Here is a 23,707-nt window from a genome sequence, read left to right as displayed (position 1 = left end):
GGAGGTGGGTTAACCGCCGACCGCCACCGGATCGGCCGGCACCCGCAGCCCGAGGTTGTGCCGCAGCGTGGTTCCGGTGTACTCGACGCGGAGGACACCACGGTCCTGCAGCAGGGGCACCACCTCGTCGACGAAATCGTCGAGCCCCCAAGGCACGAGGTGCGAACCGAGGATGAACCCGTCCGAGCCGTCGTTCTGCACGAAGGCGTCGATCTGCTCGGCGATCCGTGCCGCGGTACCGACGAGGGGTCCGCGCTCGAACTGGTCGATCACGACCTCTCGCAGCGTCAGCTTCTTCTCCTCCGCGATCGCGCGGAGCCGTGCGACGGTCTCGAACTGGTCCTGGTGGACGAACGCCCGTCCCTGGATGATCGGCTCGGCGTCGGGGTCGGGATCGATGTCCGGCAGCGGGCCCTCCGGATCGTATTCGGACAGATCCCGATTCCAGATCTGCTCGAGCAGGATCAGGGCGGTCTGCCCGGTGACCTGCTGGTTACGGATCTCGTGGTACTTCTCGACGGCCTCGGCCTCGGTGTCACCGATCACGAAGCTCGCCGACGGCAGGATCTTGATGTCGTCGGCGGAGCGGCCGGCAGCGATCGCCCGGGCCTTGACATCTCGGTAGAACTCCGTGGCCTCGGGCAGCTTCCCGTACGGGGAGAAGATGGCGTCGGCGTTCGCGGCAGCGAAGTCCCGGCCCTGCGGGGACACCCCGGCCTGGAGGATCACCGGGCGTCCCTGGAGGCTGCGCGGAACCGTGAACCTGCCGTGCACGTCGAAGTGGTTGCCGTGGTGTTCGAAGGCGCCGGCGTCGGGTCGACGCAGGAACCGGCCGCCGGCCTTGTCGGCGACGATGTCGTCGCTACGCCACGAATTCCAGAGTTGACGGATGAGCGTCAGGTTCTCCTCCGCGCGCTCGTACCGGTGGGAGCGATCCAGGAAGCCGCCGCGGCGGAAGTTGCGCCCCGTGAAGGCATCGAAGGAGGTGACCACGTTCCACGCGGCCCGGCCGCCGGAGAGGTGATCGAGAGAGGCGATCTGCCGAGCCAGCTCGTACGGCTCGTTGAAGGTCGCGTTGATGGTGGCGGCCAGGCCGAGGTGGTCCGTGACGGCGGCCAGCGACGCGAGGACCGTGAAGGTGTCGGGCCGGCCGATGATGTCCTGATCGAAGATCCGGCCCGCGCGCTCGCGCAGCACGAGGCCCTCGGCGAGGAAGAAGAAGTCGAACTTGCCGCGCTCGGCGGTACGGGCGGTGTGCTCGAAGGTCGAGAACTCGATCTGGCTGCCCGCCCGGGGATCCCACCATGCGGTGTGGTGATTGACACCGCCGAGGTAGGCCCCGAGGATGACCTGCTTGCGTGTACTCATCGGTCGTGTCCTTCGGTTCCGGCCGTGGTGACGGCGTAGCGGTGGGGAATGTCGGTCGGCAGATCCAGAAGTCCGCGCAGGGACGTGCCGGGGTACTCGGAGCGGAACAACTCGCGCTGTTGCAGGATCGGGACGAGCACGTCGACGATGACGTCGAGGTCGTCGACTGCCACCCCGGGCCGGAGCCGGAAGCCGTCGATACCCTGTCGACGCCACTCACCGATCCGGTCGGCGAGTTCGGTCGCCGATCCGGTGAACACGAGTGCATCCGAGTCGAATGCGCTGCCCGCGAGTGCGTCGAGACGCCGGAGCCGCTCGGCGCCGCTCTCGCGCGGTGTGTCGAGGAAGACCACGAGGTCCGCGTACACCCGCAGCGGTTCACCGACACGCCCGACCCGCACCCCCGCCGCCGTGACCTCGTCGACGAGGTCACGCACGCGGCGGGTGTCCGACGGGGTGACGAACACCAGATCTGCCTGCCGCGAGGCCAGTTCGTACGGAAGGTCGCGGTGGGCCAGCAGTGCGACCACCGGCTGCCCCTGCGGCGGTCGGGGCGTGATCGACGGCCCTCGAACGTGGAAGAACCGGCCTTCGAAGTCGATGTAGTGCAGCTTGTCGCGGTCGATGAACCGTCGCGTCTTCACGTCGCGGAGCTCCGCGTCGTCCTCCCAGCTGTCCCACAGCCGCCGAACGACCTCGACGGCGTCGGCGGCCTCGTCGAACAGGTCGTGGACGAACTCGGGCAGGCGATTCTCGGCGAGCGCCTGCCGGTCGCGCTTGTCGAGTCCGGGGATGTCGCGCCGGCCGAAGTGTGCGGCCTCCTGCGCGGAGGAGGACACCTTGACCTGCCAGCCGGCGCGACCGTGCGATGTGTAGTCGAGGGTGGCCAGCGCCTTGGACACGTGGAACGGTTCGGTGTGCGTGGTGGTGATCGTCGGGATCAGCCCGATGTGCCGGGTCGACGGTGCAACCCGCGCGGCGATCAGGAGCGCATCGAGCCGGACCCGTACCCGGTCCACCGCGTCGGGGTCCTCGCTCGTGTACGGGTTCGCCGGTACGGCAAGGGAATCCTCGATCGTGACGAAGTCCAGCAGCCCGCGTTCCGCGGTGGTGACGAGATCGGCCCAGTACGTGGGTGAGGTCAATTCGTCGGGGCGTGAATTCTCTTCACTCCACGCGGCGGGATGCCAACCGGCGCCGTCGAGCGCGACGGCGAGGTGGACGGGTGTTGTCGAGGTCATCGGCGAGACTCCTGGTCGGTGTGCGGCGGGGATCGGTGGCGTCACAGGGGCGTCCGGCCACCGGGGTGTCCGGCCGCGGGGCGCACCGGCAGCACCGCGGGCTCGCGATGCTGCCGGGCCTGGTGGGAGGATTTCGGGCCGGGGACCGAGCCGGCGGGCGATCAGGGTTTCTCGGTCGCTCTTGATGGTTCCCGCCGAGGATAGGACGCACGGCCCCGGTTCCTGAACCGTTGCACTCACCGTGAACGAAAAGACTTGCGGCGGAGGAGACCGCGCCGCAGCCAACCACACGAGAATCGGACGTCCACACCCGTCGCGACGGCTGTGGACGTCCGATTCGTGCACTGCCTCGAGCCGCTCGGCGCGGTTCAGTCCGTCCGCAACCGGATCAGCACTTTCTCGAAGGGGTGCGGCCCGATCTCCTCGGCCGGTCGGCCGGGATCGAACAGGGCGGTGTATCCCGCGGCCAGGTACAGCGCGACTGCCTCGGGTTGACGCCACCCGGTGGTCAGGTAGATGCGGGCGTACCCCCTCCGGGCCGCCTCGGCCTCGAGTTCCTCCAGCACGAGTCTGCCGAGTCCGCGCCGCCGGTGCTTTTTCGACGTCCAAATGCGCTTGAGCTCAGCGGTGGTCGCGTCGTAGCGCCGGAACGCGCCACCGGCGACAGGTTCGTCGTCTTCGACGAGCACCAGCAACGTGCCGTCGGGTCCGGCGAACTCGTCGGCCGGGTGGGTGGTGAGGGTATGGATCTGCTCGTCGAGCGGACGTTCGTAGCGGGTGCTGTATTCGACGGCGAGTTCGGCGAGCAGCGGGGCGGCCAGCGGGTCGTCCTGCCGCACGGTGCAGACCTGGATGTGGCGGGCGGTGGTCACCGCGCGGTCACCGCCTCCCGGGTGCCGAACCGGAACGGCTCCGGTGCGACGGCCGTGCCCTCGACGAGACCTGCGATCAGCTCGCCGATCGCGGGGGCGAACTTGAAGCCGTGCCCGGAGAAGCCCGCGGCCACGACGACGGCGCCGATGCGGTCCACGACGAAGTTGCTGTCGGGTGTGCTGGTGTACAGGCAGGTGTCGGCCACGGCGCTGCCCGGGTCGACGCCGGGCAGCCACCGGGCGGCGTAGGCGGCGAGCCGCGCGAGGCCGGCGGGGTCGGCCCGGAAGGTTCTCGTCTCGGGCGTCACTTCGGGTCCGGTGCCGTGCTCGCCGATCTTGATGCCGTCCTCGGAGCCGAGCCCGTAGATGCCGGCTGTCGTGAGCAACGCGCCGGGGTGATGGACGAAGCTCGGCCAGTCGGGCCCCGTGACAGGAACGAAGTGCGCGGGCTGCTCCTGCGTGGTGCGCATCGCCGGGAGGAGGGGCGCCGGATCCGAAGCCCGGGTGAGCAACCGGTGCGACCACGCGCCGGCCGCGACGACGACGTGCCGGGCGCGCACCACCGCGTCCGGGGTGACCACGTCGACGCCGTGTCCGTGACTGTGCAGGCTTTCGACCACGGTCCCGTGCCGCACGTCGGCCCCGGCCTGCGCCGCGGCCTCCTGGAACGCGGCGACCGCGCGGTCGGCGTGCAGCCGTCCCGCCTCGGGATGATGCACGACGGTTGTGTCGAACCGTATTCCGGGCCAAAGACGTTCCGCGGCACGCGGCTCGAGGACCTCGTGCCGGACGCCGAGGGCGGCCAGCGACCGGGCACGTGCTTCGACGACGGCGGGCAGTCCGTGGTCGACCGCACCGGTGAGGGTCAGTACCTCCGTGCCCGTGGTGTCCTGCAGGTGCCGCCATAGCGGCAGGGCACGGCCGGCGAGGGCCGTGTAGAACTCGCCGTCGTATGCCTGCCGGTAGATGCGGGAACTGCCGTGCGAGGCGCCGCGACGGTGACCCGGCTCGAACTGTTCGAGCAGGATCACCGCCTTCCCGCGGGCGGCCAGGCGCCACGCCGCCGCCGACCCGATGACGCCGCCCCCGACGATCACGATGTCGGCCCGGCGCTCCACCTGACTCATTGCTGTCCCTCCCCTGGCTGTTGTCCGGCTACTGCTTCTTCGGCAGGCCCGGAGGATTGATCACCGAGGTCGCGACAGCCTCGTTCGCGATACCCCATCGGTCGAGCACCTGCTGGTAGGTGCCGTTCTCGATGACGTGGTTGAGCGCCTCGTTGATCGCCTCGATCAGGCCGTTGTCCTTCTTGGTCAGGACCGCGATCTCGCCCTGCAGGTCCGCACCCGCGCCGGAGAACGTGCCGGCGATCTCGGTCTCCCCGGCCTGGATGACGTGGAACGACGCGGACGGATTGGGCCCGAAGTAGGCGTCGATGCGGCCGGAGCCGAGCGCGAGGTAGTAGTCGGTGGCGTTCTGGAAGTAGAGGATTTCGGTGGGCTCGAGGCCCGCGGCGACGTTCTGCTCGTTCCACTCGACGAGGAGCGCCTCCTGGTTGGTGCCGGAGCTCACCCCGACTTTCAGACCCGCGACATCCTTCGGATCCTTCACCTCGATCCCGCTGTCCTTCGTCACCTCGAAGGCGAGGTTGTCGAGACGGTAGGTGGAGAAGTCGTACTTCTCCTTGCGTTCCTCCGTGACGGTGACATTGGAGATGAACACGTCCGCTTCACCGGAGTCGACGCGCACGAAGTTCTGTGCCCAGTCCGCGGCGGTGAGCTCGACGTCGAGGTCGAGAACGTCGCCGAGGAGATGCGCGAAGTCGGTCTCGGAGCCGATGATGGTCTTGTCGTCGTCGGCATAGAACCGCAGCGGAGGTGCGGTGCCGGCGGACCCCGTGACGATGAGGGTGCCGCGGTCGCGGATGGACTGCGGGACCTTGGCCGCGATCTCGGGTACGGGGTCGGTGGTGATGCGGTTCTGGTCGGCGGTGAGGTTGTAGCCGGCGGCGCCGGCCGCGTCGGGCTCGTTGGTGCCGCAGGCGGCGACCGACAGCAGGGCGACGGCGGTCAGGGCCGAGGCGACCAGCCTCGTGCGTCGGGTCAACGCGGACATCATTGCCTTTCGGGAGGACTTCAGAGGACTTTGGACAGGAAGGCGCGGGTGCGATCCTGGGTGGGCCGGTCGAGAACCTGCGCGGGCGGACCTTGTTCGACGACGACGCCGCCGTCCATGAACACGACGGTGTCGGCAACCTCACGCGCGAAGCCGATCTCGTGGGTGACGATCACCAGGGTCGCACCGTCGCGGGCCAGGTCGCGGATCACCTCGAGCACCTCGCCGACCAGTTCGGGGTCGAGCGCGGAGGTCGGCTCGTCGAACAGGATCACGGCCGGGCGCAGCGCGAGGGCGCGGGCGATGGCGACCCGCTGCTGCTGCCCACCGGACAGCTGTTTGGGGTAGTCGTGGATCTTGTCGCCGACGCCGACCCGGTCGAGCAGTTCGCGGGCGAGCGTCTCGACCTCGGCGCGGTCGCGGCGCTGCGCGGAGATCGGCGCCTCGATCACGTTCTCGAGCACGGTCAGGTGCGGGAAGAGGTTGAAGTTCTGGAACACGAATCCGATGCGCGACCGTTGACGGAGGATGTCCCTCTCGCGCATCTCGTGCAGCTTGTTGCCCCGGCGGCGGTAGCCGACGAGTTCGCCGTCGATGCGGACCGTGCCGCGGTCGACCTTCTCGAGGTGGTTGAGGGTGCGCAGCAGGGTGGACTTGCCGGAGCCGGAGGGGCCGAGGATCACCGTGACCTCGCCCTTGCGGACCTTCAGGTCGACACCTCTCAGGACCTCGAGGGATCCGAACGACTTGTGCACGCCCCGGACGTCGACGGCGTACGGGGTGGGATCGACCGGCGTGGTCATCGGGTGGCTCCCCGGGGTGCGGCGATACCCGAGTCGCGGATCTCGCGGAACTTGGCGACGGTCTTCTGCCAGGGGGTGAGCGGGAGGGCGCGGGACGAGCCGCGCGCGTAGTGCCGCTCCACGTAGTACTGGACGATCGACAACGCGGTGGTGAGCACGATGTACCAGACGGTGGCCACCATGAGCAGGGGCACGACCCGGCCGTTGCGGCCGAAGACGACCTGCACCTGATAGAACAGCTCGGCGATCGCCATCGTGGAGACGATCGAGGTGCCCTTGAACAGGCTGATGACCTCGTTGGCGGCGTTGGGCAGGATCGATCGCATGGCCTGCGGCAGAACGATCTTGAAGAACTGCCGGCGGCGAGGGATGCCCAGGGCCTGCGCCGCCTCGATCTGGCCGTGGTCCACGGAGATGATGCCGGCGCGGATGATCTCCGCCGAGTAGGCGGCCTGATGCAGGGCCAGGCCGATCACCGCGGCGGTGAAGCCGGAGATCACGCCGGTGACCTCGAACTCGAAGAACGACGGTCCGAACGGGACACCCAGCGACAGCGTTCGGTACAGGTACGCGATGTTGAACCAGAACAGCAGCTGCACGATGAGCGGGATGGATCGGAATGCCCAGATGTACACCCAGGAGATCACCTGCAGGACGGGATTCCTGGACAGCCTGCCGACGGCGAGCAGCACGCCGAGCCCGAATCCGAGAACCGTTCCCCACACGGTGAGTTCGATGGTCACCACCAGGGCCGAGAGCACGGACTGTGCGGTGAAGTACCGAGCGAACGTCGCCCAGTCCCAGCCCGGGTTGGTAGCCAGGCCGTGCACGAACTGCGCCACCAGGACGAGGGCGAGGGCGGCGACCAGCCAGCGCAGCGGGTGGCGGGCGGGGGCGACGACCAGCCCAGCGTCGTCGGGCTCGGCGGTGCTCGCCGGCGCGGGACGGATCCCGGTCGGCGCGCTCACGCCGACCCGCCGGGGAAAGCGTTCATCGGGTAGTACCTTTCACGGATCTCGGGTGAGTGATCGGCGTGCACACCGAGCGGGCGGGGCGCGTGGAGATCACTGTCGCCCGGCGGGGTCCTGCTCGTCACGGATTCCGATCCGGGTGATTCGAACCCGCCGCAGGACCCGAGCAGTCCGCGGGGTGATACCGCACGCCTGAATGGCCGAATGTCACACGGGTTCGATCCAACTGAACCTGTGTGACATTCGGCCGAGTGAGGCGCCGGTGGGTGGGCGTGGCTCTAGCCGATCGGCACCCGCGTCGTCTCCGGCAGCGCCGGTTCCTCGGTCGCGCGCGCATAGACGGTCTCGCCGGGCGCGAGACCGAGAGCGCGTGCGTCGCCGCGGGTGACCTGCGCGGTGAAGTCCTCACCGGTCGCGGCGTTGCGCAGCTCGACGCGGACCTCGAACCCGAGGTGCACGACCCGCTCCACCGTCGCGCGGGTGACACCCACGGACCCGGCGGTGCCCGCGTCCTGGGCGCGGGCGAGATCGGGTTCGCGACCGAGACGGATGTCGTGCGGCCGCACCAGCTTTCCGTTGAGCCTGGAGACATTGCCCAGGAACGACATCACGAAGTCGTTCGCGGGCCGGTCGTACAGGTCCCGCGGGGTTCCGACCTGCTCGATGCGGCCCCGGTTCATCACGGCGATCCGGTCGGCGACGTCGAGCGCCTCCTCCTGATCATGGGTGACCAGCACGGTGGTCACGTGCACCTCGTCGTGCAAGCGGCGCAGCCACGTGCGCAGGTCGGCGCGCACCTTGGCGTCGAGCGCGCCGAACGGTTCGTCGAGCAGCAGCACCTTGGGATCGACGGCGAGGGCGCGGGCCAGGGCCATGCGCTGGCGCTGGCCGCCGGACAGCTGTGCCGGATAGCGTTGCTGGAACCCGTCGAGCCCGACGATGCCGAGCAGTTCGTCGACGCGGCGGCTGATTTCGGTCTTGGGCCGCTTGCGGATCTTCAGTCCGAACGCGACGTTCTCGCGGACGGTCATGTGCTTGAACGCCGCGTAGTGCTGGAAGACGAAACCGATGTCCCGCTTCTGCGGGGTCACGCCGGTCACGTCGTCGCCGCCGATGCGCACGATGCCGTCGTCGAGGGTTTCCAGTCCGGCGATGGACCGCAGCAGCGTCGACTTACCGGAGCCCGAGGGTCCGAGCAGCGCGGTGAGCGACCCGGACGGGATCTCGATGTCGACGTCGTCGAGGGCCGCGAAGTCGCCGTAGTTCTTTCGTGCGCCCATGACGGTGATCATCTGGTACTCCTCTTGCGGTCGAGCAGGGTCATCAGCAGCAGCACGATCACGGCGATGGCCATGAGCAGGGTCGCGGCGCAGTAGGCGCCGAAGGTGTTGTGGTCGTCGATGTAGCGGGAGTGCACCAGCAACGTCAGGGTCTGGGACACGCCGGGGAAGCCGGACGAGACCATGATGACAGCCCCGAACTCGCCGAGCGCGCGGGCGACGGTGAGGACCACGCCGTACGTCAGGCCCCACCGGATCGAGGGGAGGGTGATGCGCCGGAACGTCTGCCAGCCGTTCGCGCCGAGTGTCGCGGCGGCCTGCTCCTGTTCCTGGCCGATCTCGTGAAGCACCGGTTCGACCTCGCGCACGACGAACGGCAAGGTGACGAAGATCGTGGCGATCACCATGCCCGGTAGCCCGAATATCACCTTGAATCCGAGGGATTCGACACCTCCGAACCACCCGCCGGCACCCCACAGCATGATCAGGGCGACACCGACAACGATCGGTGAGACGGCGAACGGCAGGTCCACCACGGCTTGCAGCAGCCCGCGGCCGCGGAACCGGCCGCGCACGAGCGCAAGTGCGACGACGACACCGAACACGACGTTGACGGGCACCACGATGGCGACGATCAGCAGCGACAGGTTCAACGCCGAGATCGCCGCGGGCGTGCTGATCGACTGGAGGAACGCACCCACGCCGTTCTCGAATGTGCGGTAGAGGATCACCCCGATCGGAACGAGCAACAGGACCAACAGGTAGCCGAGTGCGATCGTCCGCAGCGAGATTCGCGTCCACGGGGAGACCTTCATCGGTCCTCCTCCTCCCGGCGCAGGCTGCGTCCCGCTGCCAGGCGCAGCACGAACAGCACGACGAAGGCGATGAGCAGCAGTGCCACGGACACCGCGGCAGCGTTCATCGGGCGGTCGATCTCGATCTGCTGCTGGATGTACTGCGACGCCACCTGGGTCTCGTACGGGATGTTGCCGCCGATGAGCACGATCGATCCGTATTCGCCGAGGGCACGGGCGAACGCGAGCCCGGCACCGCTGACGACAGCCGGGGTCAGCGCGGGCAGTACCACGGACCGGAAGACGGTCAGGTTGTTCGCGCCGAGGGACGCCGCGGCCTCTTCCACCTCCCGGTCCGCCTCGAGGAGCACCGGCTGCACCGAACGCACCACGAACGGCAGCGTCACGAATGCCAGCGCGACGACGAGCCCCGGCTGGGAGGCGTTGAGATGGATACCGATCGGGCTCTCCGGCCCGTACAGCGCCAGCAGCACGATGCTCGCCACGATGGTGGGCAGCGCGAAGGGCAGGTCGATCAGGGCATTGACGAACTTCTTGCCCGGGAACTCGTCGCGCACCAGTACCCACGCGATGAGGGTGCCCATGACCACGTTGACGACCGCGACGATCGCGGAGACGACCACGGTGATCCGCAGCGTCGCCAGCGCGGCCGGGGCGGTGACGGCGTTCCAGAAGCCACTCGGACCGTCGGCGAACGCCTCCGCGGTCAGCGCCGCGAGCGGCAACAGAACGATGACGGACAGCCACAGCACGGACACTCCGATGCCGAGCGGTCCGACCGTGCCGGTCGCTGCGCGCAGCGGAGTGCGGCGGCGCGCCGCCGGGGCGGGAGCCGGCCTCGGTCCCACCCCGGTGGCGCTGTCGGTGATACTCACTGTCCGGGCTCTACTTCGTGGCGTTGTCGTAGATCACGGCGATCGAGCCGGTCTCGGCCTTGAACAACTGCTCGTCGACAGCCTTCCAGCCGCCCAGGTCCGCGATCGTCCACAGCTTCGCCGGCTGCGGGAAGTCGGCCGCGAACTCCTCCGCCACCGCGGGGTCGACGGGCCGGAAGCCCGCCTCCGCCCACAGACGCTGCGCCTGCGGGGTGTAGAGGAAGTCCGCGAACGCCCGTGCCTTCTCGGCGTTCTTCGAATTCGTGAGCACTGCAGCCGGATTCTCGATCTTGAAGGTGGTGGGCGGGGTGACGTGCTCGACCGGGTCGCCGTTGCGCTCGATGAACAGCGCCTCGTTCTCGTAGCTGAGCAGCACGTCGCCGGAGCCCTGCAGGAACGCCTCGGTGGCCTCGCGACCGGACTTGGGCTGGATCTTGACGTGCTCGTTCACGAGTGTGGTGACGTAGTCCAGACCCGCCTGCGGGTTCGCGCCGCCGTCGCTCTTCGCCGCGTAGGGGGCGAGCAGGTTCCACTTGGCCGAGCCGGAACTGAACGGGTTGGGCGTGACGACCTCGAGGCCGGGCTGCAGCAGGTCGTCCCAGTCGGTGATGTTCTTGGGGTTGCCCTCGCGCACCACGATCGTCACCACCGATCCGAAGGGAATTCCGTTGTACGGACCGGAGTTCCAATCGGCCTCGACGAGCCCGGCGTCGACGAGACGCGTGATGTCCGGCTCGACGGAGAAGTTGACGAAGTCCGCCTCGGCGCCGTCCTTGACCTTCCGGGACTGATCGCCGGAGGCGCCGTAGGACTGCTGGAACTCGACGTCCGCACCCTCCTCGGTGGCCTGGAAGGCGGGGATCAGCTTGTCGAATCCAGGCTTCGGCACGGCGTACGCGTACAGGTTGATCGTGCCGCCGGAGCCGTCGCCGCTGCTCTCACCTCCGCCCACGGTGTCGCTGGATCCGCCGGAGCACGCGGTCAGCACGGTCGCGCCGAGGGCGGCGAGGGCGGTGACGAACAGACCCGAACGTCTCTTCATGAGGTGATGCCTTTCCTGCAGGAGTGTCTCTGTGCGAGACCGGGGGAGGACCCGGGCACACCGGTTCGAGGAGACGCTCCGCAGGACGGACGAAGGTGGTGGAGACGTGGACCCGAACGAGTCGGGCCGACGAATGTCACGCCGGACGGGGCGACGCGACTCCTCGGCAACCGGGGGCGGCAACGATGCCGCAAGGGTTGGTGACGGGAGTCAGCGACGACAGTCGACGTCGGCGACCGCGCGCACGCCGACAGCGATCAGCGCCAGTTCATGGCGGACGCGAGGCACGGCGGTAGCGGACACGCGGCAGACTCTAGCAGAAGCGCTCGGCCTGTTCGACGGTGTCGTCCGGAAGCGCGCGCAGTCCGATGACGCCCGCGCCGCCCATCGCGTCCACGGCCTCGCCGAGGAGGAGGCAGCCGGCGAACACGACACCGCCGACGGTAAGCACCGCGGCGTACATCTTGTCGATCACGATCTGCCTCCCGGCGGGTTCGGTGGTGTCGCGAGTGGTCGTGCTCCAGCGTGACGTGGGGTCGGCGTCCCGAACTGTCCGGATTCTGGACAGTGCCGGTGTCAGGGCGTCGTTCGCGCGCCCGGCGAGCCCTCGCCGCCCTCGGCCGCGGCGACCCCGAGCATCAGCCGCGTGATCTCCTCGCGGTCCGCCGCACCGGGCAGACCCCAGCCGGGCTGGTAGCCGTACATCTCCGCGAGGGTGATCGCGCGCCGGTTGCCGTCGGCCACCTCGACGTCGGTCGGGGTGATCAGACCGGGATGCGCGACGCCACAGGCCTCGGCCAGCTTGAACATGTCCCGGCGCAGCGCCCGGAGGTAGTTGGCGGCGCGCACCGCCTTCAGCTCGACGTCGAGGCCCCGCTCGAGCCACGGGTTCTGGGTGGCGACGCCGGTCGGGCACCGATCGGTGTGGCACTTCTGGGCCTGGATGCAGCCGATCGCGAGCATCGGCTCCCGCGCGACGTTGATCATGTCGCAGCCCAGGGCCATCGCCACCACCGCGTTGTCGGGCAGTCCGAGCTTGCCGGCGCCGATGAACGTCACGTCGTCGCTGAGACCGGCCTCCGCGAACAGCTTGTAGACCCGGGCGAAGCCACTGCGGAAGGGCAGCGAGACCGCGTCGGTGAACACGAGCGGCGCCGCACCCGTGCCGCCCTCGCCGCCGTCGATCGTCACGAAGTCGACGCCACGGTCGGAGTTGCACATCGCGTCGACGAGGTGCTGCCAGAAGGCCATGTCGCCGACCGCCGACTTGATGCCGACCGGCAGCCCGGTCTCGTGGGCGAGCAGTTCGATCCAGTCGAGCATGCTGTCGACGTCGTGGAACGTGGTGTGCCGCGACGGGCTGACACAGTCGCGGCCCTCCGGGATGCCGCGGATCTCGGCGATCTCGGGCGTCACCTTGGCCCCGGGCAGCAGGCCGCCGAGGCCGGGCTTGGCGCCCTGGCTCAGTTTGATCTCGATCGCCCGCACCGGCGCCGACTCGACGACGGCCTTCAGCCGGGCCAGGTCGAACCGGCCCTCCTCGTCGCGGCAACCGAAGTACGCGGTGCCGATCTGGAAGATCAGGTCTGCCCCGTTGCGGTGGTAGCGCGACAGCCCGCCCTCGCCGGTGTTGTGCAGGCAACCGCTGTCGGCGGCGCCGCAGTTGAGCGCCGAGACGGCGGCCCCGCTCAACGACCCGAAGCTCATCGCCGAGACGTTGACGATCGACTGCGGCCGGAACGCCTTCGCCCGCCCACGCGGTCCGCCGAGGACCTTCGCCGACGGGATCGGCAGCTTCTCCCCGGCGTGCGGCGCCGCCGACGGCGGGGTCTCGGAGAACGTGCGGTGCTTGATGATCGTGTAGCCGTCGGTGTATTCGACGTCGTTGTCGGTGCCGAAACCGAAGGTGTTGTTCACGAGCTTCGAGGAGGTGTACACCCAGCGGCGCTGATCGCGCGTGAAGGGACGCTCCTCGTCGTTTCCGGTGGTGATGTACTGCCGCAACTCGGGACCGACGGCTTCGAGCAGGTAGCGGCCGTGCCCGACGACGGGAAAGTTGCGCAGGATGGCGTGCCGCCGCTGCAGCAGGTCGTACGACGCGACCGCGGCCATCGCCGCGGCGGGGAGTCCGAGGGCTTTCGACCACTTCATGAGGCCACCGTACGACGCGGCCGCGAGGCCCGCCGACCTTCGTGAATCCGGTTTCGCGGGCGCGGCGCGCGGGTAGGCAGAGCATCGACACGCGTGCGCGGGGAGCCGGGCGCGCGGACACGGTGTGGACGACCGCGGACACGGTGTGGACGACGAGGGGCCGGCGATGCGCAGACACGATCGGGACTACGACGAGCGCGACCTCGAGGTCGACGACGCCGAGGATCATGCCGCGGGCCCGACCGCGGTGGCGGTGTCGATGAAGCGGTCCCTCGAACGGATGGGACCGATCCGGACGGCGCGGACACTGCTGCGGTTGAACCAGGCCGAGGGCTTCGACTGCATGAGCTGTGCGTGGCCCGATCCGGACCCGGGACATCGGTCGGTCGCCGAGTTCTGCGAGAACGGTGCGAAGGCGGTGGCGGAGGAGGCGACCCGGCGCCGCGCCACCCCCGGGTTCTTCGCCGCCCACAGCCTCGCCGAGCTGGATGCGCACAGCGAGCATTGGCTCGGCCGGCAGGGCCGCATCACGCATCCGATGATCAAGCGGCCCGGCGGCACCCACTACGAACCGATCGACTGGGACGAGGCGTTCGCCCTGATCGGCGCGGAGCTGAACGCGCTCGACAGCCCCGACGAGGCGATCTTCTACACCTCGGGGCGGGCTTCGAACGAGGTGGCGTTCGCCTACCAGCTCTTCGCCCGGGCGTTCGGCACGAACAACCTGCCCGACTGTTCCAACATGTGCCACGAGTCCACCAGCATCGCGTTGCAGGAGTCGATCGGCATCGGCAAGGCGAGCGTCACGCTCGACGACGTCTACCACGCGGAGCTCATCGTCCTGCAGGGCCAGAATCCGGGGACGAACCATCCACGCATGCTCACCGCGCTCGAGAAGGCCAAACGCAACGGCGCCACTATCCTGTCGATCAATCCGCTGCGGGAGGCGGGCCTGGTCAACTTCCGCAATCCGCAGACCCCGCGCGGGGTCGTCGGCCGGGGCACCGACCTGTCGGACCTGCACCTGCCGATCGCGCTGAACGGGGATCTGGCGCTGCTGCAGGCGTTCGGGTCGCTGCTCGTGGAGTGGGACGCGCTCGACCACGAGTTCATCGAGCGGCACACCCGCGGTTTCGAGCAGTGGCGCCGCCACGTCGCCGACGTCGACTGGGACGTCGTCACCACCGCCACGGGGCTGTCGCGGGAGCAGATCACCGAGGCCGCGAGGCTGCTGCGTGACTCGCGGGCGACGGTGTTCTGCTGGGCGATGGGCCTGACCCAGCACCGCAACGCGGTCGCCACCATCAAGGAGGTCACCAATCTGGCTCTGGCACAGGGCAATATCGGTAAGCGCGGCGCGGGTCTGTTCCCCGTGCGCGGGCATTCCAACGTGCAGGGCGACCGCACCATGGGAATCTGGGAGCGGCCCCCGGCCCACTTTCTCGATGCGTTGCAACGGGAGTTCGGCTTCGATCCGCCGCGCGAGAACGGCTTCGACACCGTCGACTCGATCCGGGCGCTGCGCGACGGCCGGGCCCGCTTCTTCATGGGTCTCGGGGGCAACTTCGTGCAGGCCGCGCCCGACACCCACGTCACCGCGGCCGCGATGCGGCGGGCCCGGATGACCGTGCAGGTCTCCACCAAGATCAACCGGTCGCATCTCGTGTGCGGCGAGACGGCGCTGATCCTGCCGACCAAGGGGCGCACCGAGCAGGACGTGCAGGCGTCGGGCCCGCAGTTCGTGACGGTCGAGGACTCGACGTGCTCGGTGCACGCGTCGCGCGGGCCGCTCGAGCCCGCGAGCCCGCACCTGAAGTCCGAGGTCGAGATCGTCTCGCGGATCGCCGAGGCCACGCTCGGGGACCGGTACGGCCTCGACTGGAAGGCGATGCGCGACGACTACGGCGTCGTCCGCGGCCTGATCTCCCGCGTCGTCCCGGGTTGTGAGAGCTACGACGTCAACGTCCGTCGCCCGGGCGGGTTCGTCCTGCCGCACCCGCCCCGCGATTCGCGTACCTTCCACACCGATTCCGGGCGGGCCGAATTCGCGGTCTCCCCGATCGACGTGCTGCACGTGCCCGAGGGGCACGTGATCCTGCAGACCCTGCGGAGCCACGACCAGTTCAACACCACCATCTACGGGCTGAGCGACCGGTACCGCGGCGTCGAGGGCGGGCGGCGGGTGATCTTCCTGCACCGCGACGACATCGCCGCCCTCGGCTTCGACGACGGTGATCTGGTCGACCTGTTCACGCGGTGGGACGGCGACGAGCGGGTCCGGTGCGCGCGGTCGTTCCGGATCGTCGAGTACGACACTCCGCGCGGATCGGCTGCCGCCTACTATCCCGAGACCAACGGATTGGTGCCGCTGGATTCGACTGCCCGCCAGAGCAATTGCCCTACCTCCAAGTCCGTCGTGGTGTCCCTGGCCCGCGTGGGCGAACGCAGCGACGAGTGCCCGGAGGACTCGCACCAGGGCACCCTCGGTTCGGACTGGTCGCACAAGACCTGCCCGGACCCCGAGTACCTGTCCTGAGACCCGTTCAGCCCCCGGTGTGCCGGGCGGCGGCGTGGGAGTGACCGGCGCGGAACGCCGCCGGTGACGCCCCGTAGCGCCGGGTGAACGCCTGCCGCAGCGTCTCGGTGGTGCCGAACCCGCAGCGCGCCGCGATCGCCGTGACCGGCAGCGACGTGGTGGTGAGCAGGACGGCGGCGGCCTCGAGCCGGACCCGGCGGACGTAGCGGGCGGGGGTGTCGTGCAGGTGGTGCAGGAACATCCGGGTGAGGTGCCGTTCGCTCATCCCGGCCCGCGCGGCGAGCGCGGTAGCCGACAGATCGCCGCCGAGGTGGGTGGTGATGTGGTCGACGAGGCGCCGCATCCCGCGGTCCTCCGGCTCGGGCACCGTGGTGAACAGGCTCATCTGCGCCTGGTTGCCCGGTCGCTGCAGGTAGGTGACCAGGGCGCGGGAGACGTGGCGGGCGAGGTCGGGGCCGTGGTCCTCCTCGACGAACGCGAGGGTGAGGTCCAGGGCGCTGGTCACCCCGGCGGCGGTCGCGACGTGGCCGTCGCGCACGAAGATCGGCAGCGGATCCACCTGCACCTGCGGGTACCGCGCGGCGAGCCGAGCGGCGAACGCCCAGTGGGTGGTGGCGCGCCGGCCGTCGAGCAGACCGGCGGCCGCGAGGACGGAGGCGCCCGTGCACACGGACGCCACCCGGCGGCTGTCCCGCGCGAGGCGGCGCACGTGGCCGACGAACCGGGCGTCGTCGGCCACGTCGACGTGCCCGAAGCCGCCGGAGACGACGAGGGTGTCGAGTGCTCCGACGAGCCGTTCGAGCCGTCGCTGTCCGGCCAGCACCAGCCCGGTGTCGCAGGTGATCGCGGCCCCGCCGGGGGTGGCCAGCTCCACCCGGTACGCCGGGGCGGCGCCGAATCGGTTCGCAGTCGCGAACGTCGTCGTCACGCAGGCGATGTCGAGCAGCTCCGCCCGGTCGTAGCCGACGACCACCACGCGTCGTTCGTCCACACCGTCGACGGTAGCCGCGGCCGGGGCCGGACGCGGCGTGTCCGACGGACAGGGATCCCACATTTCCGGACACGTCCGACCTCGGGGTCTCGTCCGGCCGGATCCGGGGGCCGATCGTGGAGGCATCCGCCCACCACTGCCCCCGGGAGACCTCATGGACACCACGACGGCCGTGAGCACGGCCCGCCCCGCATCGCGCCGCCCGGCCGGTCCGGCCTTCCTGGCGCAGCGCTGGCCGACGGTCGCGGCTCTGGCGTTCGCCCTGTTCGGCACGCCCGCCGAGGCGAGCGTCGAGATCCTCACCGAGATGATGATGCTGCTGCCGTTCCTGTATCTCGTCACGGCCGTGCTGGGCCGGCCGCGTGCGGTATGGGTGGTGTTCCCGGCCTCCTACACGGTGTGGTTCGTGCTGCGGGCGCTGGACGTCGTGCCGTCGACGGTGCTGATCGGCGCCGCGGCGGCGGTCGTGATCGTCGTGGGCGCGGTGCGCGGCCGGCTGCGCGACCGCCGTTTCCTCGTCCAGGTGGCCGGCATGGTCGCCTTCGGGGTGCTCGGCCTGGTCGCGCTCGCCGCCGATCCGGACCTCGCCCGGTACCTCGTCGCGGCCGGATGGTTCCTGCACGGCGTGTGGGATCTCGTCCACCATCGGCTCCGGGTCACCGTGGACCGTTCCTTCGCCGAGTTCTGCGCCGTGCTCGATGTCGCGGTCGCCGTCGCGCTCGTCGTCGTGTGAGATATCGGCATCGCGCTCACCGGGCGCGCAGCCGCAACCGGGTGTAGGTGAACGTGGCGTAGACGATGCCGAGGAGGAGCAGCATCCCGGCGGAGAGCAGCCACCACGACGGGGCGTGCTGCCACAGCACGTCGGCCTCGGCGGTCGGGTCCTTGGCACGCAGGTCGACGGTCGAGGCGGTCGCGGCGTAGCCCCACCGCGACGGCGACAGCCACGACAGCTGGGCGAGCACGGCGCGCCCGGTGATGGGGATCAGGCCACCGCTGAGCACGAGCTGCACCATGACCGTCACGACGAGCAGCGGCATCACCTGTTCACCGGACCGGGCGACGGCCGACAGGGCCAGGCCGACCACCACGCAGGCACACGTGGTCAGGGCGATATCGACGACGAGTTCGACGCTGCCGGAAGGAATCACGCTGCCGGCACCGGGGGCGCCCTTGCCGACCAGGACGACGAGGACCAGCACGAACGACTGCACGATCGCGGCGGCGCAGAACACCACGATCTTCGCGATCAGGTACGCCGACGGTGCGAGCCCGGCGGCGCGTTCGCGGTGGTAGATCATCCGTTCGCCGACGAGGTCCCGGACGGTGAGCGACGAGCCCATGAAGCAGGCCCCGAGGATCAGCAGGATGAGGATGAACGCCAGCTCGCCCGGATCCGCACCCGGGCTCGGCGGGCCGAATCCGTCGCTGCCGGGCACCAGGATCGACAGCCCGCCGAGGATGAACGGCAGCAGCGACAGGAAGATCAGGTAGCCGCGGTCCGCGCGGATCAACCGGATCTGCCGCCGCGCGACGGTGCTCAGCTGTCTGCGACGGGAGGTGTGGGCGGGTCGGCCCAGCGGGCCGGGGGCCGCGGCGGGTGGATGGTCGACGGTCGCACTGCGGGCGAGGTGCTCGGCGTGCACCGCGTCGGGTTCGGCGGCGACGCGGGCGAAGATCTCGGCCCAGTCGGAGCTGCCGAGCGCGGTGCCCACCTCGCCGGGCGGCCCCACATAGGCGGTCTTGCCGCCGGGAGCGAGCAGCAGCACCTGATCACACAGTTCGAGGTAGGACAGGGAGTGGGTGATGACGAGGACGACCCGGCCGGAGTCGGCGAGGCGGCGCAGCGTGGTCATGATCTGCCGGTCGAGTGCCGGATCGAGGCCGGAGGTGGGTTCGTCGAGGATCAGCAGCGACGGCCCGGTGAGCAGTTCGAGGGCGACCGACGCGCGCTTGCGCTGCCCCCCGGAGAGGCGGTCGACCCGGGTGCCGGCGTGTTCGGTGAGCTGCAGTTCGCCGAGCACCCGGGCGATCACCTCCTCGCGGTCGGCGCGGGTGGTGTCCGGCGGCAGCCGCAGTTCGGCGGCGTAACCGAGGGCCTCGCGGACGGTGAGCTGCCGGTGGAGCACGTCGTCCTGGGGGACGAGGCCGATCCGGGAGCGCAGCGCCTGATATTCGGCGTGCACGCTGTGGCCGTCGAACTCCACGACCCCGTCGGTGGGACTGCCGGTGCCCGAGACGATCTTGGCCACGGTGGACTTGCCGGCACCGGAGGGGCCGATGACGGCGGTGAGCGTGCCGGGCGGCGCGGCCAGGGTGACGTCGTGCAGCAGTCGCCGGCTCCCGTCGATGGTCAGTCCGACGGCGCGCACGCGCAGCCCGTCGGTCGTGGCCGCCGCCGTCTTCTCCCGCGGGACGAGGGTGCCGTCGCGGACGACGAGGTCGGTGTTGCCGATCGTCACGACGTCGCCCTCGGCGAGGACGGCGTGATCGATGCGGGTGCCCGCGACGAACGTGCCGTTGACGCTGCCGAGGTCCTCGATCTCGAGGCCGGTCGGCCCGGTGCGCAGGGCCGCGTGCTGGCGGGAGGCCAGGACGTCGTCGACGACGACGGTGTTGTCGGCGGCGCGGCCGATCGACACGTCGCCGGTGCGGGGCGCGCGGCGGGTCCGGCGCCGCGCCCCGCGGGTCTCGCCGGCCCGGACCGCGGTCAGCTGGTCGAGCAGACCCCCGCGGCGTTCGCGGGTCGCCTCGGGTTCGGCGACGGAGATCCGGAGGTCCGGTCCCTCGGCGCGGTCGCCGAGGCGGGCGACGACCGTGCCGGTCACCCGGATCCGCTCCACCCGGCGGCCGTCGACGAAGAGCCCGTTCTTGCTGCCGGAGTCGACGAGATACCAGCCGTCCTCCCACTGCAGGAGCGCGTGTTCGCGGGAGACCACCGGGTGTTCGAGGGTGACATCCATCGATCGGTCGCGGCCGATGTGCACCGTCGTTCCGGGGTCGTAGCCGGCGCGGCCGCTGTCCCATTCGAGCAGAACCTGCGCGTGCCGGGTGTCCACGTCGTCCATCGTCTCGGCCTTCCGTCAGCCGTGTCCGCTCGTACCGACGTGCGGTTCTCGACCGCCCACCGACGATTTCCGACCGCTCGTCGCGTCGCGCGCCGGGGGTCGTTCGATCTCCGATTCTCCCACTCCGGGAATGCCCAGGCCAGGGCCCGCATGCGGACGCCACGGGTGTGTCCTGTCCGATTTGACACGCGGTTGTGTGGCCCACGACACTACTGACAGACCGCTTACCGACCGAGCGATCGGTCGTGGCGGTGGAAGGCCCCGCAGTCGAGTGGAAGGAACTGCGTCGTGACGTCCCAGATGCGCCCCTGGACCGCGCTCTACCCGAACGGACTCGACCCCGAGCCGGTGGTGCCGTTCGTCTCCCTGGTGGACGCGTGGCGCGCCCGCGTGGATGCCGACCCCGACGGCAAGGCCATCGCCTACTTCGACGGTGTGCTGACCGCCCGCGAGACCGACGAGCTCTCCGACGCTCTCGCCGTCGCCTTCGCCGCTCGCGGGGTGCGGCGCGGCGACCGTGTGGGCATCTACCTGCAGAACATCCCCCAGTATGCGCTGACCCTGCTCGCGCTGTGGAAACTCGGCGCCGCGGCGCTCGTGCTCAACCCCATGTACCGGCGAGCCGAACTGCGCCGCCTCGTCGACGACGCCGAGATCGTCGGCATGGTGTGCGCCGACACCGCCGTCGCGGAGACCGCGGACACCGTGCGCGACAGCTCGGTGCGCTGGATCGTCAGCACCAGCGACCTGGATTTCCAGAGCCGCGACGACGCACGGGTCTTCCCGACGACGGACCGTGCCGTGGCCGCGCCCGACGGCGACCTCGTCGAGCTGATCGAACAACACCGGGGCCGGCGGCCGTCGCCCGTCGAGATCACCGGCGACGACGTCGCCCTGCTCGCCTACACCTCGGGCACCACCGGACCGCCGAAGGGCGCGATGAACACCCACGCCAACGTGCTGGCCGTGGCCACCACCTTCGGCTCCTTCGTCGGCCTGACCGCCGGCGACGCGGTGTTCGCCGTCGCGCCGTTGTTCCACATCACCGGCGCCGTCATCAACGCCACCCTGGCGCTGGTGCACCCGACCACCCTGGTCTTCGCCAACCGCTTCAATGCCGAGGTCGCGCTCGAGGCCCTCGTCGAGCACGGGGTCACGTTCACGATCGGCTCGATCACGGTGTTCAACGCCCTGTACGAAACCCCCGGCGCCGAGGCCCGCCACTTCGCGTCGGTCAAGACCCTCTACTCCGGCGGCGCACCGATCCCGCCCGCGACCGTGGAGAAGTTCGAAGCGAAGTTCGGCAAGTACATCCACAACGCGTACGGGATGACCGAGACGTCCTCGGGCGTCATCGCGGTGCCCCCCGGGCGGCGGGCACCCGTGGACCCCGCCAGCGGCACCCTCGCGATCGGCGTCCCGCTGCCCCTGATCGATGCGCGGGTCGTCGACGCGGACGGTGCCGCCGTCGAACCCGGCACGCAGGGGGAACTGGAACTGGCCGGCCCGCAGGTGATCTCGGGGTACTGGCGCAAGCCCGAGGCATCGGCCTCCACCCTGCCCGGCGGACGGCTGCGCACCGGCGACGGCGCGATCATCGACCGGCACGGCTGGGTCTACCTGGTGGACCGCCTCAAGGATCAGATCAACGTCTCCGGATACAAGGTGTGGCCCCGCGAGGTCGAGGACGCCCTCTACGAGCACCCCGCCGTCCACGAGGCCGCCGTCGTCGGTCAGCCCGACGACTACCAGGGCGAATCCGTGGTGGCATTCGTGTCGCTCGAACGCGACGCCCACGCCACCGAGGACGAACTCGTGGACTTCGCCCGTGAGCGCCTCGCCGCCTACAAGCGGCCCCGCCGGGTCCACATCGTCGAGAACCTCCCCAAGACCCAGACCGGCAAGATCCGGCGCAGCGACCTGCGCGACCGCACCGCCCCCACCGCGACCACCTGACGATCCGCCCCCCTCCCACCCGACCGAATGACCGACCGACCGACCGACCGACCGAATGTCACACCGGTTCGGTCACATCGAACCGATGTGACATTCGGCCACTGCTCCCGCGAACGAAAAGAGACACCACGTGAACACCGACGTCCGGAACCCCCGGGATGCGGTCGACACCGCGCCCACCCTGGCCTCGAAGAAGAAATCGCTGTTCGCCAGCGCGGTCGGCAACGTACTCGAGTGGTACGAGTGGAGCGCCTACGCGGTCTTCGCCCCGTTCATTGCCGCGGTGATGTTCAACAACTCCGATCCGATCTCCGCGCTGCTGTCGACGCTCGCGGTCTTCGCCGTCGGTTTCCTCATGCGTCCCCTCGGCGGCATCGTGTTCGGCCGCATCGCCGACCGGCGGGGCCGCAAGTTCGTCCTCGTCACCACGATGCTCATGATGGCGACGGGCAGCCTCGTCATCGGCATCATGCCCACCTACGAGTCCATCGGAGCCTGGGCGTCGCTGATCCTGCTCGCCGCGCGGATCATGCAGGGCTTCGCCCACGGCGGTGAATCGGCCACCGCCTACTCGTACGTCGGCGAGATCGCCCCGCCGCACCGCCGCGGCATGTGGGGCAGCGTCGCCTTCATCGCGATCTTCGGCGGCTCGGTCCTTGCCTACAGCATCGGCGGCGCGGTCACCTCGTCGCTCTCCGAAACCGCCGTCGCCGAATGGGGTTGGCGCATCCCGTTCCTCATCGGTGCCTGCCTGGCCCTGGTCGCCCTGTACCTGCGCCGCAGCATGGACGAGAGCGACGTGTTCGACGCCCACCAGGAGCAGGACGAGCAGCCGCGCATCCCGCGCAGGACCGTCGTCCGCGCGATCCTGCTGATGATCGGCATGACCTCCGGCATCACCGCCGCGCACTACACCTGGACGTCGTACGTCTCCACCTACGCCATCACCCAGCAGGGCATGGACCCCGACGTCGCCTACTGGATGTCGGTGATCGCCCAGTCGATAGCGCTGATCTCCCTGCCCTTCTGGGGCATGCTGTCGGACCGGATCGGCCGCCGTCCCATGCTGTTCGCGTTCGCCGGCCTGATGCTCGTGCTGCAGCTGCCGCTGACGATGATGATCTCCTCGGCCGGATGGACCCTCCTCGTCGCGACGACGGTCGCGCTGCTCGTCATCTCCGTTCCCGCGTCGGTGCTGTCGGCGACGCTGTCGGAGAGCTTCCCCACCCGGCTGCGGACCCAGGCGATCGGCTTCGCGTACTCGTTCTCGGTCGCGGTGTTCGGCGGCACCGCCCCGTACCTGAACCAGCTGCTGATCGGCCGCGGCCTCGGATGGGCGTTCAGCGTGTACATCATGGTGCTGTGCGTGCTGACCGGCATCGCCTGCATCTTCATGAGGGAGACCAAGGGCATCCGCCTCGAGCACGCCTGACGGCTCGTCCCCTGCGCCCCACCGGCATCGTGGCGGTGGGGCGCAGTCGCGTCCGCGACGGGTGGGACGCAGTCGCGTCCGCGACGGGTGGGGCGCAGTCGCGTCCGCGACAGCCCCCGTGCCGATACGCTGGGCCTGCCGCGACGGGGGCCGACCCCGGTCGCGGTGACGCATCCCGGGTGGGCGAGGAG

General features: G+C 69.9%; 20 protein-coding genes. 4 read left to right on the top strand and 16 right to left on the bottom strand.

All coding sequences use genetic code 11. From position 1 onward, the window contains the following. Nucleotides 1-9: 9 nt before the first annotated feature. The 14 genes from LZP97_RS19605 to LZP97_RS19545 all read right to left on the bottom strand — a co-directional run bounded on the left by LZP97_RS19605 (nucleotide 10) and on the right by LZP97_RS19545 (nucleotide 13,533). Nucleotides 10-1,368, bottom strand: coding sequence for an NtaA/DmoA family FMN-dependent monooxygenase (locus LZP97_RS19605; RefSeq protein WP_040272912.1), 1,359 nt, complete (start codon nucleotides 1,366-1,368; stop codon nucleotides 10-12). Then, entirely contained in the window at nucleotides 1,365-2,609 is a 1,245-nt protein-coding gene (locus LZP97_RS19600; protein WP_048771296.1) for an LLM class flavin-dependent oxidoreductase, read from the bottom strand. Before LZP97_RS19600 ends, LZP97_RS19605 begins: the two co-directional genes overlap by 4 nt. A 368-nt stretch (nucleotides 2,610-2,977) precedes the next feature. Continuing rightward, a complete protein-coding gene (locus LZP97_RS19595) occupies nucleotides 2,978-3,481 on the bottom strand; it encodes a GNAT family N-acetyltransferase (RefSeq protein WP_010594201.1) in 504 nt (167 codons plus the stop codon). After that, complete coding sequence (locus LZP97_RS19590) at nucleotides 3,478-4,608, bottom strand: FAD-dependent oxidoreductase (protein WP_040272907.1); 1,131 nt, start codon at nucleotides 4,606-4,608, stop codon at nucleotides 3,478-3,480. The genes LZP97_RS19595 and LZP97_RS19590 overlap by 4 nt, the downstream gene beginning before the upstream one ends. 28 nt (nucleotides 4,609-4,636) lie before the next feature. Next, nucleotides 4,637-5,596 carry an ABC transporter substrate-binding protein gene (locus LZP97_RS19585; RefSeq protein ID WP_029540017.1) on the bottom strand — a complete coding sequence of 320 codons (960 nt, stop codon included), beginning with the start codon at nucleotides 5,594-5,596 and terminating at the stop codon, nucleotides 4,637-4,639. Nucleotides 5,597-5,616: 20 nt separating this feature from the next. Beyond that, the gene (locus LZP97_RS19580; protein ID WP_010594197.1) at nucleotides 5,617-6,399 is read right to left on the bottom strand and encodes an amino acid ABC transporter ATP-binding protein; all 783 of its coding nucleotides are present in this window, start codon (nucleotides 6,397-6,399) and stop codon (nucleotides 5,617-5,619) included. Continuing rightward, the gene (locus tag LZP97_RS19575) at nucleotides 6,396-7,367 is read right to left on the bottom strand and encodes an amino acid ABC transporter permease (protein WP_006943626.1); all 972 of its coding nucleotides are present in this window, start codon (nucleotides 7,365-7,367) and stop codon (nucleotides 6,396-6,398) included. Before LZP97_RS19575 ends, LZP97_RS19580 begins: the two co-directional genes overlap by 4 nt. A 281-nt stretch (nucleotides 7,368-7,648) precedes the next feature. Continuing rightward, nucleotides 7,649-8,662, bottom strand: a complete 1,014-nt coding sequence (locus LZP97_RS19570; RefSeq protein WP_010594195.1) for a sulfate/molybdate ABC transporter ATP-binding protein — start codon at nucleotides 8,660-8,662, stop codon at nucleotides 7,649-7,651. Further along, nucleotides 8,659-9,465 (bottom strand): sulfate ABC transporter permease subunit CysW, encoded by an 807-nt coding sequence (gene cysW / locus LZP97_RS19565; protein WP_010594194.1) that lies wholly within the window; start codon nucleotides 9,463-9,465, stop codon nucleotides 8,659-8,661. Before cysW ends, LZP97_RS19570 begins: the two co-directional genes overlap by 4 nt. Next, nucleotides 9,462-10,334 carry a sulfate ABC transporter permease subunit CysT gene (gene cysT / locus LZP97_RS19560; protein ID WP_029540016.1) on the bottom strand — a complete coding sequence of 291 codons (873 nt, stop codon included), beginning with the start codon at nucleotides 10,332-10,334 and terminating at the stop codon, nucleotides 9,462-9,464. The genes cysW and cysT overlap by 4 nt, the downstream gene beginning before the upstream one ends. Nucleotides 10,335-10,350: 16 nt before the next feature. Beyond that, nucleotides 10,351-11,382: a sulfate ABC transporter substrate-binding protein gene (locus tag LZP97_RS19555; protein WP_006943619.1), complete on the bottom strand. Its 1,032-nt coding sequence runs from the start codon at nucleotides 11,380-11,382 to the stop codon at nucleotides 10,351-10,353. Between the two features lie 210 nt (nucleotides 11,383-11,592). Continuing rightward, nucleotides 11,593-11,685 (bottom strand): Ms4533A family Cys-rich leader peptide, encoded by a 93-nt coding sequence (locus LZP97_RS27420; RefSeq protein WP_312026504.1) that lies wholly within the window; start codon nucleotides 11,683-11,685, stop codon nucleotides 11,593-11,595. A gap of 10 nt (nucleotides 11,686-11,695) precedes the next feature. Next, the gene (locus tag LZP97_RS19550; RefSeq protein ID WP_155621881.1) at nucleotides 11,696-11,857 is read right to left on the bottom strand and encodes a hypothetical protein; all 162 of its coding nucleotides are present in this window, start codon (nucleotides 11,855-11,857) and stop codon (nucleotides 11,696-11,698) included. Between the two features lie 101 nt (nucleotides 11,858-11,958). Continuing rightward, nucleotides 11,959-13,533 carry an FMN-binding glutamate synthase family protein gene (locus LZP97_RS19545; RefSeq protein WP_010594192.1) on the bottom strand — a complete coding sequence of 525 codons (1,575 nt, stop codon included), beginning with the start codon at nucleotides 13,531-13,533 and terminating at the stop codon, nucleotides 11,959-11,961. A 166-nt stretch (nucleotides 13,534-13,699) separates the two neighbouring features. Here LZP97_RS19545 and LZP97_RS19540 point away from each other — a divergent pair, with 166 nt between their 5' ends. Then, on the top strand, nucleotides 13,700-16,069 hold the full coding sequence (locus tag LZP97_RS19540; protein WP_040273026.1) for an FdhF/YdeP family oxidoreductase: 2,370 nt from the start codon (nucleotides 13,700-13,702) through the stop codon (nucleotides 16,067-16,069). A gap of 7 nt (nucleotides 16,070-16,076) precedes the next feature. Here LZP97_RS19540 and LZP97_RS19535 read toward each other — a convergent pair whose 3' ends face one another. Then, a complete protein-coding gene (locus LZP97_RS19535; protein WP_017680178.1) occupies nucleotides 16,077-17,123 on the bottom strand; it encodes a GlxA family transcriptional regulator in 1,047 nt (348 codons plus the stop codon). A 91-nt stretch (nucleotides 17,124-17,214) separates the two neighbouring features. On the opposite strand from LZP97_RS19535, the gene LZP97_RS19530 reads away from it, so the two are divergent. Next, nucleotides 17,215-17,793 carry a hypothetical protein gene (locus tag LZP97_RS19530; RefSeq protein WP_040272901.1) on the top strand — a complete coding sequence of 193 codons (579 nt, stop codon included), beginning with the start codon at nucleotides 17,215-17,217 and terminating at the stop codon, nucleotides 17,791-17,793. A gap of 16 nt (nucleotides 17,794-17,809) precedes the next feature. On the opposite strand, the gene LZP97_RS19525 is transcribed toward LZP97_RS19530, so the two are convergent. Then, entirely contained in the window at nucleotides 17,810-20,128 is a 2,319-nt protein-coding gene (locus LZP97_RS19525) for an FHA domain-containing protein (protein WP_017680176.1), read from the bottom strand. A gap of 288 nt (nucleotides 20,129-20,416) precedes the next feature. Here LZP97_RS19525 and LZP97_RS19520 point away from each other — a divergent pair, with 288 nt between their 5' ends. After that, nucleotides 20,417-22,084: a class I adenylate-forming enzyme family protein gene (locus LZP97_RS19520; protein ID WP_017680175.1), complete on the top strand. Its 1,668-nt coding sequence runs from the start codon at nucleotides 20,417-20,419 to the stop codon at nucleotides 22,082-22,084. Nucleotides 22,085-22,214: 130 nt separating this feature from the next. After that, nucleotides 22,215-23,516, top strand: a complete 1,302-nt coding sequence (locus LZP97_RS19515) for an MFS transporter (protein ID WP_234574894.1) — start codon at nucleotides 22,215-22,217, stop codon at nucleotides 23,514-23,516. The last annotated feature ends 191 nt before the right edge of the window (nucleotides 23,517-23,707 follow it).

Source organism: Rhodococcus sp. DMF-1 (genome assembly GCF_021441945.1).
Classification (GTDB): Bacteria; Actinomycetota; Actinomycetes; order Mycobacteriales; family Mycobacteriaceae; genus Rhodococcus; species Rhodococcus ruber.
Note: the sequence above shows the minus strand (reverse complement) of the source record. Positions and strands in the feature narration are given on the sequence as shown.

Excerpts from the sequence above, each read along its gene's own strand:
- LZP97_RS19590 (WP_040272907.1), bottom strand. The coding sequence starts at position 4,608 with ATGAGTCAGGTGGAGCGCCGGGCCGACATCGTGATCGTCGGGGGCGGC.
- LZP97_RS19555 (WP_006943619.1), bottom strand. The coding sequence starts at position 11,382 with ATGAAGAGACGTTCGGGTCTGTTCGTCACCGCCCTCGCCGCCCTCGGC.
- cysW (WP_010594194.1), bottom strand. The coding sequence starts at position 9,465 with ATGAAGGTCTCCCCGTGGACGCGAATCTCGCTGCGGACGATCGCACTC.
- LZP97_RS19585 (WP_029540017.1), bottom strand. The coding sequence starts at position 5,596 with ATGTCCGCGTTGACCCGACGCACGAGGCTGGTCGCCTCGGCCCTGACC.
- LZP97_RS19525 (WP_017680176.1), bottom strand. The coding sequence starts at position 20,128 with ATGGACGACGTGGACACCCGGCACGCGCAGGTTCTGCTCGAATGGGAC.
- LZP97_RS19605 (WP_040272912.1), bottom strand. The coding sequence starts at position 1,368 with ATGAGTACACGCAAGCAGGTCATCCTCGGGGCCTACCTCGGCGGTGTC.
- LZP97_RS19535 (WP_017680178.1), bottom strand. The coding sequence starts at position 17,123 with ATGTGGGATCCCTGTCCGTCGGACACGCCGCGTCCGGCCCCGGCCGCG.
- LZP97_RS19600 (WP_048771296.1), bottom strand. The coding sequence starts at position 2,609 with ATGACCTCGACAACACCCGTCCACCTCGCCGTCGCGCTCGACGGCGCC.
- LZP97_RS19545 (WP_010594192.1), bottom strand. The coding sequence starts at position 13,533 with ATGAAGTGGTCGAAAGCCCTCGGACTCCCCGCCGCGGCGATGGCCGCG.
- LZP97_RS19570 (WP_010594195.1), bottom strand. The coding sequence starts at position 8,662 with ATGATCACCGTCATGGGCGCACGAAAGAACTACGGCGACTTCGCGGCC.
- LZP97_RS19580 (WP_010594197.1), bottom strand. The coding sequence starts at position 6,399 with ATGACCACGCCGGTCGATCCCACCCCGTACGCCGTCGACGTCCGGGGC.
- LZP97_RS19540 (WP_040273026.1), top strand. The coding sequence starts at position 13,700 with ATGCGCAGACACGATCGGGACTACGACGAGCGCGACCTCGAGGTCGAC.
- LZP97_RS19530 (WP_040272901.1), top strand. The coding sequence starts at position 17,215 with ATGGACACCACGACGGCCGTGAGCACGGCCCGCCCCGCATCGCGCCGC.